This is a genomic window from Psychrobacillus sp. 05T411 (assembly GCF_056396485.1).
Genome location: NZ_JBFTLO010000003.1, coordinates 1 through 14811, shown reverse-complemented (window position 1 = coordinate 14811; position 14811 = coordinate 1). Strand labels below are relative to the sequence as shown.

Below are 14811 nucleotides of genomic sequence, written 5' to 3'. Positions count from 1 at the left end.
TCAAAAATGAAGCTAGTGAACGTCTTTTTCTTTTCTATAAAAGTACCATGTTATGCAAAATCAGTATTCCTATTTTCCGGTTTAGCAGCATCAATCATTAAAAATATTGCAGAAAGTATATGCATAATCATCCCAACAAATGGACTCCATGCAATACAAGACGTAACAATGCCTAATACACTACCTGTTATGGATCCGTCTTCCTTTTTAGTGAAAACTAGCGTAATAATATGAAGTATTAGCATAAGAAGCAAAGGTGTCCATAAAAAACTTATTATAATGGTAGCTCCTAGAATTGGTATACCTAAAAGTGCTTCAAGTCCACCTGTTACCCACTTTAATACTTTCGGTGTCGACATTTTCAAACATTCCCCCATTTTTTATTTTGTATTTAATTCAATAAGAACCTTATAACATACTTCCATATTTTCTATAATCTTCTCTTTCACTATACTACATTTTGGAAAAATGTTCGATTAAGTTTAGTTTCTTTTATTATTATCTAATAGAATAATTTACAATCTAAAAAAAGACATTCACCAGTCTATAAGTGAATGTCTTTACTATTTATTTCAACAATCCTTCTTTTAAATCTTTATGCCATTTTGAAAGCATTGGCAAGTCTGATTCTGCAATTGTACCCGCATCTTTGGCAGCGTTTGTTAATGCATCATAATTCGTTAAGCTCACAAATGAAATGCCTGCTTCTTTAAAAGCTTGCTCTGCTTTCGGAAGTCCGTATGTAAAAATGCTTACTACTCCAAGCACTTCGAAACCTTCTTTTTGTAGTGCTTCTACGGCTACTAAGCTGCTTCCTCCAGTTGAAATTAAATCTTCAATAACCACTACTTTTTGTCCTACGATGATTTTTCCTTCAATTTGATTGCCGCGACCGTGTTCTTTTGCTTTCGAACGAACATACATCATCGGGAGTTCCAATACATCACTTACCCATGCTGCATGTGGGATACCCGCTGTCGCTGTGCCTGCTACCGCTTCAGTTTCTGGGAAGTTTTTCTCGATTGCTTCGGCTAGCCCTTTTGCAATTTCTTTGCGAATTGCAGGAGATGACATCGTAATACGGTTATCACAGTAGATTGGTGATTTGATGCCGGATGCCCATGTGAAAGGATCGTTTGGTTTTAATTCGACTGCTCCTACTTCGAGCAATGCTTTTGCTATTGTGTTCTCTAATGTCATGCTTGTTCCTCCCACATCTTTAATATGTTTTCATAAGCTTGTACAGGATTTTCTGCTTTTGTAATTGCACGCCCTACGACGATATGCGATGAACCTAGTGTTTTAGCGTTTGACGGTGTCGCTACACGAATTTGATCGTGTGCCTCCCCTTCTGCTAAACGTATTCCTGGTGTTACTCTCAAAAATTCATTGCCACATGCTTCCACAATTTTCTTCGCTTCAAGAACTGAACTTACGACGCCATCTAAACCAGCACTTTTTGCTAATTTCGCGTAGTGGACTACGGATGCATCAATTGTTGTTTGAATCAGTTGCTCTTCTTGCATTTGTTTTTCAGATGTGGACGTTAGCTGTGTTACACCGATAATAGATGGTCTTTTATTGCCAGCTGTTGTGCCTGCTTCTATTCCTTCTCGAGCTGCGGCCATCATTGCCACACCACCAGCAGCGTGGACGTTAACTAAGTCTGCTCCTAATCGAGCGAGCCCTTTCATGGCCTGCCCTACTGTATTTGGAATATCATGCAATTTCAAATCGAGAAACACATCATGTCCCATTTCTTTCAACTTATAGACGATAGCAGGACCTTCTTGTAAATAAAGTTCCATCCCTACCTTCACAAATAACGACTGCCCAAAAGGGGATAAAAACTGGTATGCACTTTCTGCTGAAGCAAAATCTAATGCAATAATTGGACTATTTTTCATAATCGATGACTCCTTCCAACTAATTCTGAAACTGTTTCAAATCCTAGTTCATCTAATTTTTCTGGAAGCTGTTCGATCAAATTCGGACAAATAAATGGATCGACAAAGTTTGCTGTACCTACTGCAACCGCACTTGCTCCAGCAGATAAAAAGTCTACTACATCATCAATCGTTGAAATTCCGCCCATTCCTATAATCGGAATCGACACTTGTTTTGCCACATCATAGACCATACGTAGAGCAACTGGTTTAATGGCTGGACCAGATAATCCTCCTGTTACGTTCGCTATAACTGGTCTACCTGTTTTCGTATCTAAACGCATGCCAAGTAATGTATTAATCATCGTAATTCCGTCTGCTCCACCTGCTTCAACTGCTTTTGCAATTTCATGTACATTTGTCACATTCGGTGAAAGTTTTACATAAACCGGCACAGATGAAACTTCTTTCACAGCCCTAGTTAATTCTTCTGCAACTACTGGGTCCGTTCCAAATGTAATGCCACCTTGCTTCACATTTGGACAAGAGATATTTAACTCAAGTGCATGCACATTCGGTGCTTGTGAAATGCTTTTCGCAACAGCAACATAGTCTTCCATTAATGTTCCAGCTACATTTGCGATAATAGGCACATCATATTGCTCTAACCAAGGAAGTTCATTCTCCATTACTTTTTCTAAACCTGGATTTTGTAACCCGATTGCATTCAACATTCCCGCAGGTGTTTCTGCTACACGTGGTGTCGGATTTCCAAGTCTTGTTTCTAATGTTGTTGCTTTGATCATAATTGCACCTAGCTGAGATAGATTATACAATTTTGCATATTCTTTTCCAAAACCAAAGCAACCAGAAGCTGGCATGATTGGATTTTTCAATGATAGTCCTGGCAATTCAACCGCTAATCTATTCATACTCGAACCACTCCTGACTGAAATACTGGACCATCTGAACAAACTTTTACATAGTCGGCTTTTGTCTTTTCTGTCGTCTCACATACGCATGCAAAGCAAGCACCAATTCCACAACCCATGCGCTGTTCGAAAGATAAATATCCTTCTTTTCCTGGATACATTTCTTCAAGTGCTTTAAGCATTGGCGTTGGTCCACAACTATAGTAAACGGCAAAATCATCTTCAAGTGTTTCTAATACATTTGTGACAAACCCTTTATGACCATAGCTACCATCAGCTGTTACAATATGCGTTTTTCCTAGCTGCCTGAATTCCCTTTCGTAAAACACTGCATCTTTTGATTGGAATCCGAGTACATGAACTGGTTTTACGCCTTTTTCTACAAGTCTTTTCGATAACTCATAAAGTGGTGGTACGCCAATTCCTCCTCCAACTAGTAAGGCAGTCTGACCAGGTTCTATCCCATCTATCGGAAACCCATTTCCAAGAGGACCAAGTACATCGACTTGGTCTCCTGATTTTTTTTCTGAAAGAAGCATCGTTCCTCTTCCATCTGCACGATAAATCATTGTAAACTCTAACGTTTCTTTATCGATGGACGAAATACTAATCGGTCTTCTAAGCAATGGTTCCATTTGATCAGACACACGTAAATGGACAAATTGACCTGGTTGCTTCATATCTAATACTTGTTGTCCAATTAATGTTAATTCGAATATGTTCGTCGCAATTTGCTGCTGCTTGACGACTTGCATTTGTCCTTGTCTAATCATGAACGAACCTCCTCAAATTTCATTGTTTCTGTTGAAAATGTCATGGATTCAATGACACGTAGCATTGCTTCAGCCGTATCTAAAGATGTTAAGCATGGAATACCGTTTTCAACCGATTCTCTTCGAATGCGGAAACCATCACGTTCTGGTTGCATTCCTTTGGTTAATGTGTTGATGATAAATTGGGCTTCTCCTTTTTGAATAACATTTAATATTGTTGTCCCTTTGGACCCAATTTTATCAACGATATCTACTGGAATACCCGCTTGTTGAATTGCTTTTGCAGTTCCAGCTGTCGCAATTATGCGGAAGCCAATATTATGGAATCTTTTTGCGATTTCCGTTCCTTCTTCTTTATCTTTATCTGAAATGGTCATTAAAACGGAGCCGTGATCCTTTATTTCCATACCAGCTGCTACTAAGCCTTTATATAATGCTTTTTCTAGCGTGATGTCTTTCCCCATTACTTCCCCAGTCGATTTCATCTCTGGTCCAAGCGTAATATCTACTCGGCGAAGCTTGGCAAAGCTAAATACTGGTACTTTTACATATACACCTTGTCTATTCGGTGCGAGTCCTGGAGTGTAGCCTTGTTCGACAATGGATTGACCTAAAATCGCTTTTGTTGCGATATTGGCCATTGGGATGGATGTAATTTTGCTTAAAAATGGTACAGTGCGGCTCGAACGTGGGTTTACTTCAATGACATATACTTCATCTTTTGAGATGACGTACTGGATATTCATTAACCCGACAATTTTTAACCCTTTTGCAAGTCTCGTTGTATAGTCCACTAGTGTATTAACATGCTGCTGTGACAGCTTTTGTGGCGGATAAACTGCAATCGAGTCACCAGAGTGGACTCCTGCGCGTTCGATATGCTCCATAATTCCTGGTATTAATACATGTTCTCCATCACAAATGGCATCTATTTCGATTTCTGTACCAGTTAAATAACGGTCGATTAACACTGGTTTTTCTGGACTTGCATCTACTGCATGCTCCATATAATGTTTAATCTCTTCTTCAGTGTAGACGATTTGCATGGCGCGTCCACCAAGTACATAAGAAGGTCTAACTAGAACCGGGTAGCCAATTTCATTTGCAATCACTACTGCTTCTTCTACTGAAACCGCCGTTTTACCAAGTGGCTGAGGAATATCCATTTCATGTAAAGCAGCTTCAAACTCATTTCGGTTTTCTGCACGGTCAATATCTTCGAGTGCTGTACCTAAAATTTTTACTCCTCTTTCTTCCAAAGCAGCAGCTAAGTTGATCGCCGTTTGCCCACCGAATTGTACGACTACACCTTTTGGTTGTTCTAAGTCTACGATATGCATGACATCTTCCACCGTTAATGGTTCGAAGTATAATTTATCTGAGATGGAGAAGTCTGTCGAAACAGTTTCTGGGTTGTTGTTTATTATGATTGCTTCGTATCCTGCCTCTTTAATAGCCCATACAGAGTGAACCGTAGCGTAGTCAAATTCCACCCCTTGACCTATGCGAATCGGACCTGAACCAAGTACGATGACACTTTCTTTTTCTGTGCGGACGGATTCATTTTCTTCTTCATACGTTCCGTAAAAGTATGGGGTTTCTGATTCGAACTCTCCTGCACAAGTATCCACCATTTTGTAAACGGGAACGATGCCATTTTCTTTTTTAAAGTTATACACTTCAATCTCATCTACATCCCAATATTTTGCTATTGTTTTATCTGCAAAGCCCATACGTTTTGCTTTGTATAAGACTTCTTGATCAAATGGATTTGCTTGAATTTCTTTTTCGTACTGCACAATATTTTGAAGTTTATTTAAGAAAAATAAATCGATTTGGCTCCACTCATGAATTTGTTCCACAGATACTCCTCTGCGAAGTGCTTCACCGATGAAAAATAATCGCTCGTCACCAGCTCGGCGAATACGCTTTTCCATCCACTCATCTGTAATGGATTCGGGATTTTTCATCTCGAGATGGAAGTGTCCAGTTTCAAGCGAACGAACTGATTTTAAAATTGCTTCTTCAAAAGTACGACCTAAAGACATTACTTCTCCAGTAGCTTTCATCTGAGTTCCTAAATTACGTTTAGCTGACTCGAATTTATCGAAAGGCCATCTTGGAATCTTCGCTACGATATAGTCTAGTGCCGGTTCAAAACATGCGTATGTTTTTTCTGTAACAGGGTTCATCATTTCGTCTAATGTCAGCCCAACTGCAATTTTTGCCGCAAGTTTTGCAATTGGATAACCCGTTGCTTTTGATGCCAGTGCCGATGATCGGCTAACTCGTGGGTTCACTTCGATAATATAGTAATGGAAACTATGCGGATCAAGTGCTAATTGCACATTACATCCACCTTCAATTTTTAATGCTCGAATAATTTTTAGTGATACATTACGCAGCATTTGGTTTTCACGGTCAGATAGTGTTTGCGTCGGAGCAACTACGATTGAATCTCCTGTGTGAATTCCTACTGCATCGACGTTTTCCATATTACACACGACGATTGCATTATCCGCAGAGTCGCGCATTACTTCGTATTCTATTTCTTTATATCCTGCGATTGACTTTTCAAGTAAACATTGTGTTACTGGGCTATACTTTAAGCCGCTTGTTACGATTTCTAATAAGTCTGCATCATTATGACAAATACCGCCACCTGTTCCACCTAGAGTGAAAGCAGGACGTACGATTACTGGGTATCCGATTCGTTCAACGAATGCTTTGGCCTCGTCCATATTATGAATAATATCGCTCTCTGGTACCGGTTCCCCAAGTTCATTCATTAATTTTCGGAATAAATCACGGTCTTCCGCTTTGTGAATTGCTTCTAGCTTCGTACCTAAAATTTCAATCCCTAATTCATCTAAAATACCAGATTCATCAAGTTCAATCGCCATATTCAATCCTGTTTGACCACCTAGCGTAGGTAAAATTGCATCCGGTCGTTCTTTACGAATGATTTTGCTTACAAACTCTAAAGTAATTGGCTCGATATATACTTTTTCTGCAATTTCTGTATCCGTCATAATCGTGGCAGGATTTGAGTTTACAAGAATTACTCGGTATCCTTCTTCTTTCAATGAAATGCAGGCTTGCGTTCCAGCGTAGTCAAATTCTGCAGCCTGACCGATGATAATTGGTCCAGAACCAATTACTAAAATTGTTTCGATATCTTTACGTTTAGGCATAAGAACTCCCCTTTTGCTCATTGGCATTCATTAATTCGATAAATTGGTCAAATAAGTGCGTAGAATCTTCAGGGCCAGATGAACCTTCTGGATGGAACTGTACAGAATAAACTGGGAATTTTTTATGTTTTACTCCTTCTACAGTACCGTCATTTAAGGCAATATGGGTAATTTCTAAACCAGTACCCGCAATAGATTCTGCATCAATTGCATAGCCATGGTTTTGAGATGTAAGCTCTGTTCTTCCGGTTATCAAATCTTTTACCGGATGATTGCCTCCGCGGTGCCCAAATTTCAGTTTGAATGAAGTAGCCCCACTTGCAAGAGAAATTAGCTGATGCCCAAGACATACTCCGAAAATCGGAACTTGCCCGATAATTTCTTTCACCATTTCTATTGCTTCCGGAATATCAGTTGGATCTCCAGGTCCATTTGATAGCATCACACCGTCTGGGAACATGCTTAAAATTTCTTTTGCAGATGTATTATATGGAACAACAATAATGTCGCAATCTCGTTTATTTAATTCTCTTAAAATACCGTGTTTCATACCGAAGTCAACTAACACGACTCTTTTTCCACGGCCTGGACTTGGGTATGGACGAGTGATGGAAACTTGTTGAACGACATTTGTTGGAATAACTGTTGCTTTTAATTTTTCTATTTCTTGCGCTATATTCACTTCTTCTCCAGCTTTTGTAAGCTTTCCTTTTAAAGAACCGTGATTGCGGATAATACGTGTTAATTTACGTGTATCTATTCCTTCAATTCCCGGGACATTTTTTGCTTCTAAAAATTCATGTAATGTATTTTGACTTCTAAAGTTGGACGGCTGTGCTGCAAGCTCTCTTACTACGACTCCTGAAAGTGCAGGATCAATAGATTCAATATCTTCCGGGTTAACCCCGTAGTTGCCGACCATTGGATACGTAAAAGTTAATATTTGTCCACAGTTTGATGGATCCGAAATGGATTCTTGATAGCCAGTCATTGCAGTAGTAAAAATAACTTCTCCGACTGTTCCTTCTTTACTTCCAAATGCATTCCCTTTAAAAACTGTTCCATCTTCTAGTAGCAAATATCTCACTGGCATACGCGCTCCTCCTGCCAAACGATTTCTCCCTTATAAATGGTTACTTGCGGCCACCCCGTACATACCCATCCGTCAAACGGTGTGTTTTTCCCTTTAGATAAAAATGCCTCTTTATCAATTGCTTGTTCTTTTTCTAAGTCTATTAAAACTAAATCTGCTGGTGCTCCAACTTCTAGCTTCCCAAACTCAAAGCCGAAAACGTCCGATGGTTTCGTCGTAAAATATTCGAGTAATTGCTTTAATGACCATTCTCCCGTTTTGACGAAATGTGTGTATAAAAGTGGGAAAGCCGTCTCTAGTCCGACAATTCCGAATGGAGCCTTCTCAAAGCCGTTTGCTTTTTCTTCCTCTGTATGTGGTGCATGATCCGTCGCAACGAAATCTAGCGTTCCGTCAAGTAAACCCTCACGAAGTGCCAACATATCCTCTTTTGCTCGAAGCGGAGGATTCATTTTCCAAATAGCATCATTGGATGGAATATCGTCTTCACTAAGTAGCAAGTGGTGAGGGCTTACTTCTGCTGTTACATGAACTCCGGCTTTTTTAGCATCTCTTATCACGCGCACTGATTCTTTAGTGCTTACATGGCACACATGATAGTGGGCTCCTGCTGCTTCTGCCAGTAAAATATCTCGTGCAATATGTACTGATTCTGAAACGGAAGGGATTCCTTTTAACCCTAATTCCTCGTTTCTTTTTCCTTTATGCATGACACCACCATAAATAAGTGTATTATCTTCACAATGTGCAACAACCGGGATATTAAATTTCGCTGCTTCCTCCATTGCTTCAAGCATTGTACCTGCCGCTTGTATCCCAACTCCGTCATCCGTTAATGCAAAGGCACCAAGAGTTTTCAACGCTTCAATATTTGTTCTTTCTTTTCCAGCCTGACGTATCGTAATCGATGCATATGGCAGTACTCGTACTAATGCATTTGTTTCTATTAAATCTAGTACATGTGAAAAGTTTTCTGCAGTATCAGGTACAGGTCGTGTATTCGGCATTGCACAAATCGTTGTATATCCACCTTTAGCAGCGGCTTTCGTTCCGGTTTCTATCGTTTCTTTCTGCTCGCCACCTGGCTCTCGTAAATGTACATGAACATCGATAAATCCGGGAGAGAGAAGCATTCCTTTTCCATCAATGACATTTGCATGTTCAGCCCTTACATTTGCTCCGATTTCTGCAATTTTTCCTTCTTTTATAACAACCGAAGTTTTTTCGAAGTCTCCTGCATTGTTGACTATTTGAACGTTTTGAATAATTTTTGTCATGTTATTCTCTCCCTTTCAAAATCATTTCTGTGATTGCCATACGGACGTACACACCATTTTCCATTTGCTTAAAAATTCTGGACCGGTCACATTCTACTAATTCACTCGCGATTTCAACGTCTCGATTAAATGGAGCTGGATGCATGATAATCGCGCCATCTTTCATTTTTCGTTCTCTTTCCACTGTTAAACCGAATGCTTGATGATAGTCTTCTTTGGAAAATATCCCATTTCCTACATGTCTTTCATGTTGTACCCGAAGCATCATCACAACATCACTAGATTCAATTACTTCATCGAAACTTTGAAGGCAGTCGAACTCTCCTTGCCATTCGGTCGGACAAACTAATTGTACTTTTGCTCCAAGTCTTGTTAAGGCATCCGCATTCGATCTTGCTACTCGACTATGTGCTATATCTCCGACTATCGTAATAACTTTATCTTGTACTGTCCCAAATTCTTCCCACATAGTGAAGATGTCGAGAAGGCTTTGGGTTGGATGATTCCCAGTCCCATCCCCTCCGTTTATAATAGCTACTTTCGTTTTCCCTACTAAATCTTCAAAAAAATTGTTTTGTTCATGTCTGATTACTAAAGCATCTATTCCAATTGCCTCTAAAACTTTCACTGTATCGTAAAGCGTCTCGCCTTTTAATGTACTTGAAAATCCTGAATCGAAAGGGAGCACATTTAGCTGCAATTTACGTTCTGCCATTTCAAAACTCATTTTCGTCCGAGTACTCGGTTCAAAAAATAAATTTGCCATTGTATAGTTATTTTTCAAAGTCGAGGTAGCGCCATCTCGAAAATCCTCTGCACGTTTTAATAAAGCTATTATTTGTTCTACGGATAAATCTTTCATCGATACTAAGTTTTCCATCTTAATCCCCCTCTTTTTTATAAAAAAAACTTCTTGAGAAGTCTCAAGAAGGTTCGATTAAGCATAGATAAGTCTAGGAATCTCTTAGTGAAGTTCCAACCAATCTATCCGAACCTTTTGTTGACTCTCTGTTCAACTCATTAAAAGGTTATTTATTCAGTTTTTCTTAAATCCTGTCTTTCTGCTTCTTTTCTCCCTGGTAATAATAAGTTTAGTAAAACCCCAATGATCGCGGCTAGTGCCATACCTTCTATGCTTAAAGATTCAGACACAACGAATTTTGCTCCACCGATTCCGATTACTAAAATAACAGATGCGATAACTAAATTTCTACTATTACCAAAGTCTACGTTTGCTTCTACTAGCATTCTTAGACCACTTGCAGCTATTATTCCGAATAAAAGAATGGAAACTCCACCAAGAACTGCTGTTGGAATGGTTGCAATAACTGCCATTGCTTTTCCAAAGAATGATAGTAAGATAGYGATTACCGCTGCACCCMTGATGACATATACACTGTACACTCGTGTAATTGCTAGTACACCGATATTTTCACCATACGTTGTCTTTGGTGGACCACCGATTAATGCGCTGACAAATGTACCAAAACCATCACCGAGCAAAGATCTATGTAAACCCGGTTCTTTAATATAATCACGATTGACCACTTTCCCGAGTACAAGTTGATGACCGATATGTTCTGAAATCGTTACGATAACAATCGGTACCATGACTAGAAGAATCTTAGAAGTCACTTCAAATTCATAATGCACTCCAGGTATTAAGAAGTCTGGCAAAGCAAATATCTTTGCTTCTTTTATTGGTTCAAAATTAACGATCCCAATGATTATGGAGTAAATATATCCGACTACTAATCCGATTAAAATCGGCATTGTACTTAAAATATTTTTAAAATAGATTGTACAGAAGATTGCCGTAAACAGTGTTACTAAGGCTGCTGAGAAGTGTAGAAAACTATATTCCTTTAAATCTGTGCCTTCAACAGGAATATTCATCGCCATATCTACCGCAACCCCTGAAAGACCTAAACCAATAACCATAATTACCGGTCCAACTACAATAGCGGGCAATAACTTCATGATCCATTTATATCCACTCTTCCAAATAATAAGGGACACGATTCCGTATACTAAACCAACAAACATGGCGCCAATCATCGCGTTACCCGGTTCTGTCTTACCATTTGTCGCAATAATAATAGGAGCGATAAACGCAAACGATGATCCTAAATAGGCAGGGACTTGAAATTTCGTAATCAGTAAGAATATGATTGTCGCTATACCACTCGTAAGTAGTGCAATAGAAGGGCTTAAGCCCACTAGCTGTGGTACTAATATGGTGGAACCGAACATGGCGAACATATGCTGGAAGCTTAATGTGATCAGTTGACCTCCAGACGGTTTTTCATTTACATCTAATATGGTATTTGACATGTATTCTTCCTACCTTTTCCTAGATTTATTACTCAAAAATGGTGACAGTGTCTATACCATCTTTTTCTGAAACTTTGACAATAATTCGTTCACTGCTAGATGTCGGAATGTTTTTCCCAACATAATCAGCCCGAATAGGAAGCTCTCTATGTCCTCTGTCTATTAAAACAGCTAGCTGGATTTGTGCAGGTCTCCCTAAATCCATTACTGCATCCATCGCTGCTCGAACCGTTCGTCCCGTGTATAGCACATCATCCACTAGTATTACTTTTTTTCCCGTCACATCATGTGTGATATCGACGTCTTGAACTAATGGCTCGTCTGTACCATTTTTTAATGATAAGTCATCTCTATATAAAGTTATATCGAGTTCTCCTGTTTTGATAGCTGTGCCTTCTATCTGTTCAATTCTTTTGGCAAGTCGTTCTGCTAAAAAGGCGCCTCTTGTTTTAATCCCGACGAGAATGCACTGTTCAATCCCTTTGTTTCGTTCGATAATTTCATGTGCAATTCGTGTAAGTGCTCGTTTAATCGATTGTTCGTCTAAAATATTTGCTTTTTCTGCCATGGTCAATCATTTCCTCCTTTTAAAAATATAAAAAACCTCTTGAGCAAGAGTTGCCCAAGAGGTTGTATGCGCGCAATTAAATAGGGTGAATTACACTAAAAAAGTCCGCAGACCTATAGTGAATCACTTTCACATATACCTTCTCAGCCTCTCTGGACTGTTATTAAAGGTGAAGCTATTCGATTTTCTTTTTTTCAGTATAAGCTACTAGTCTTCTTTTAGCAAGGATTGTTTTCTCAAATCTTGTATCAAATTTTCGAAATCCTCCGGAAGTGGAGAAGAAAATTCTAAATACTCTCCTGTTTTTGGCTGTATAAATCCTAATACGCCTGCATGTAACACTTGACCGTTAAAGTCGATTGTTTTTTTCGGTCCATATTTTGGATCTCCTGCTAATGGATGCCCAATATATTTCATATGCACACGGATTTGATGTGTTCTGCCCGTCTCCAATTGACACTCTACTAGTGTATATTTATTAAAACGTTCTAATACTCGGAAATGCGTCACTGCATGCTTCCCGTTGTCCACTACCGCCATGCTTTGTCTCTCTTTTTTATCACGTCCAATAGGAGCATCGATTGTTCCTTTGTCATGCGGTATATGTCCGTGTACAAGTGCCGTATATTTACGTGTTACTGTTTTCTTCACTAATTGATCAACTAATGATTCATGTGCCACATCATTTTTGGCAACCATTAATAATCCAGTCGTATCTTTATCAATACGGTGAACAATTCCAGGACGTAATACGCCGTTAATGCCCGATAAATCTTTTACTTGATACATAAGTCCATTCACAAGCGTACCACTTACATGACCTGGCGCTGGATGAACGACCATTCCACGTGGTTTATAAACAACGACTACATCCTCATCTTCATAGACAATGTGTAAATCCAAGTTTTCCGCAACAATATCAAGTGGAATTGCTTCAGGAGGCGCAACAACAATAACGTCCCCTTCTTTAACTTTATAATTCGATTTAGCCGTGTCGTTATTAACCAACACATGTCCATCTTTTATAAAGTTTTGGATTTGCGTTCGTGACCAATCCGTATCAAAAGTGGCTAGTGCTTTGTCAATTCTCTCTTTTTCTTGTTCTTTTTCTATTACAAATGTAAGTTCTTCCATTACTTCACCTTTTTCTTTTCTGCTCGTTCTTCTTTTATGATGAATAGTATTACCATCACAACACCGATTGATAACGCCGCATCCGCCACATTAAAAATTGGAAAGTCATAATTGATGATTGGTATTAACACATCGACAAAGTCGACTACTTCTTTTCTCCATAAACGATCGATAAAATTTCCTATTGCGCCACCAAGTAGCATCATTAAACCGGCTTGAAACATCGGCTTGCCTTTTGCTTCTTTATGAAAATAATAAATGATCCCGATAATGACGATAACCGTAACAATGGTAAATATACCAAACTGCCCTTGAAGCATTCCCCATGCCGCTCCCTTGTTCCTATGGGAAAGTAGTGCGATATACGGGTCCCATATAGGTATACGTTCGTATAGTTCCATGTTTTTAACAATTAACCATTTCGTCCACTGATCAAGGGCAATGACAATTGCCGCTAGTCCATAAAATTTCCACACATCAAATTCCCCCGATTTAAAAGAATCTTCCCTAGTTTACCATACAATGCAACATTTCGTAAAAAAACAGAATAAGAAAGTAACAATCAATATTAACTGGCTAGCTCGCGCAGTATAGGGATACTGCGTGGTAAGGTGACCGCAAGGATTTTCGCTACAGTCGTACGCTTTCCACCGGGTAAGCGATGAGCCATCCCCGCCGCCCTTAGGCGTACGTTGGGATGTCTCATTTTGCTCACTTATCCGGTAGGAGTCGACGCCTGTAGCGAAAATCAATGGAAATTACCCAATTATCAATACCATCCCATTAAAAAACAAAGTTTCAACCAGTTTTTCCATTGGATTCATCCAATAAATGGATTAGGGCAACCAACCGATCACTGGGAGCAACCAATTCTATGTGGAAAGCAACTACATCAACACGAAAGCAACCAAATTACTCGTGAAGGCAACCAATTCTCAAAATGGCAAGTTTACTAGGATTGAGACGTATTATTGAGATAGAGCATCTTATTAACCGCTAAGATTTTCACTGCCGGGAGGACGACATCCACCGGTTAAAGTGAAAATTAATGGATACTACATACTTATCAGTGCAGACCAGTTGAAAAAACAAAAAATTTCCCAGTTTTTCCATTGTATGCATCCAGTAAATGGCTTAGGGCAACCAACCGATCACTGAGAGCAACCAGTTCTACTACGAAAGCAACCAAATTACTCGTGAAAGCAACCAATTCAGCACGAGAGCAACCAAATTACTCGTGAAGGCGACCAATTCTCAAAAAGGCTCTTTACTCGATGTGAGACAACTATAATTCCGACCTATTATAGGAATTATATGTCTTAAAGCCCGCCGAACACGTCTGGCCGGCATCTACTCGACTAGTTTGCCGTGTTCAAAGGGAGATTGTCGCGTTCAACCATTTATTGTTAATATAGGATCCCAATATTTTAGCAATTTCCATTGATTTTCACTGCTGGGCGGCGAAAATCAATGGAGGCCAACACGATGTTGGTCACGAAGGCGTTGCCACACGATGTGGCGTTCTTAGCCTTTGTTCCTCTGCCTGAGTAAGATGAGACTTCACAACGTACGCGCAAGCGGCGGTGAAGGCTCATCACTCACCCCACGGAAAGCGTCCGT

13 protein-coding genes are annotated in these 14811 nt (G+C 39.5%); all 13 read right to left on the bottom strand.

From position 1 onward, the window contains the following. Positions 1-50: 50 nt before the first annotated feature. The gene (locus tag AC1DFT_RS02810) at positions 51-359 is read right to left on the bottom strand and encodes a hypothetical protein (protein ID WP_477917919.1); all 309 of its coding nucleotides are present in this window, start codon (positions 357-359) and stop codon (positions 51-53) included. 208 nt (positions 360-567) lie between these two features. Next, entirely contained in the window at positions 568-1200 is a 633-nt protein-coding gene (pyrE, locus tag AC1DFT_RS02805) for an orotate phosphoribosyltransferase (RefSeq protein ID WP_477917411.1), read from the bottom strand. Further along, positions 1197-1907 (bottom strand): orotidine-5'-phosphate decarboxylase, encoded by a 711-nt coding sequence (gene pyrF / locus AC1DFT_RS02800; protein ID WP_477917409.1) that lies wholly within the window; start codon positions 1905-1907, stop codon positions 1197-1199. The genes pyrE and pyrF overlap by 4 nt, the downstream gene beginning before the upstream one ends. Next, positions 1904-2818 carry a dihydroorotate dehydrogenase gene (locus AC1DFT_RS02795; RefSeq protein WP_477917407.1) on the bottom strand — a complete coding sequence of 305 codons (915 nt, stop codon included), beginning with the start codon at positions 2816-2818 and terminating at the stop codon, positions 1904-1906. The genes pyrF and AC1DFT_RS02795 overlap by 4 nt, the downstream gene beginning before the upstream one ends. Further along, on the bottom strand, positions 2815-3591 hold the full coding sequence (locus AC1DFT_RS02790) for a dihydroorotate dehydrogenase electron transfer subunit (protein WP_477917406.1): 777 nt from the start codon (positions 3589-3591) through the stop codon (positions 2815-2817). Before AC1DFT_RS02790 ends, AC1DFT_RS02795 begins: the two co-directional genes overlap by 4 nt. After that, a complete protein-coding gene (gene carB / locus AC1DFT_RS02785; RefSeq protein ID WP_477917404.1) occupies positions 3588-6785 on the bottom strand; it encodes a carbamoyl-phosphate synthase large subunit in 3198 nt (1065 codons plus the stop codon). Before carB ends, AC1DFT_RS02790 begins: the two co-directional genes overlap by 4 nt. Further along, a complete protein-coding gene (locus AC1DFT_RS02780) occupies positions 6778-7878 on the bottom strand; it encodes a carbamoyl phosphate synthase small subunit (RefSeq protein WP_477917402.1) in 1101 nt (366 codons plus the stop codon). The genes carB and AC1DFT_RS02780 overlap by 8 nt, the downstream gene beginning before the upstream one ends. Beyond that, positions 7869-9155 (bottom strand): dihydroorotase, encoded by a 1287-nt coding sequence (locus AC1DFT_RS02775; protein ID WP_477917400.1) that lies wholly within the window; start codon positions 9153-9155, stop codon positions 7869-7871. The genes AC1DFT_RS02780 and AC1DFT_RS02775 overlap by 10 nt, the downstream gene beginning before the upstream one ends. A gap of 1 nt (position 9156) precedes the next feature. Then, positions 9157-10035: an aspartate carbamoyltransferase catalytic subunit gene (locus AC1DFT_RS02770; RefSeq protein ID WP_477917398.1), complete on the bottom strand. Its 879-nt coding sequence runs from the start codon at positions 10033-10035 to the stop codon at positions 9157-9159. A 152-nt stretch (positions 10036-10187) separates the two neighbouring features. Next, positions 10188-11489, bottom strand: coding sequence for a uracil-xanthine permease family protein (locus AC1DFT_RS02765; RefSeq protein WP_477917396.1), 1302 nt, complete (start codon positions 11487-11489; stop codon positions 10188-10190). Between the two features lie 28 nt (positions 11490-11517). Further along, complete coding sequence (pyrR, locus tag AC1DFT_RS02760) at positions 11518-12057, bottom strand: bifunctional pyr operon transcriptional regulator/uracil phosphoribosyltransferase PyrR (RefSeq protein ID WP_477917917.1); 540 nt, start codon at positions 12055-12057, stop codon at positions 11518-11520. A 207-nt stretch (positions 12058-12264) separates the two neighbouring features. Continuing rightward, positions 12265-13191 (bottom strand): RluA family pseudouridine synthase, encoded by a 927-nt coding sequence (locus AC1DFT_RS02755; protein ID WP_477917395.1) that lies wholly within the window; start codon positions 13189-13191, stop codon positions 12265-12267. Then, entirely contained in the window at positions 13191-13667 is a 477-nt protein-coding gene (gene lspA / locus AC1DFT_RS02750) for a signal peptidase II (RefSeq protein ID WP_477917393.1), read from the bottom strand. Before lspA ends, AC1DFT_RS02755 begins: the two co-directional genes overlap by 1 nt. Positions 13668-14811: the final 1144 nt, after the last annotated feature.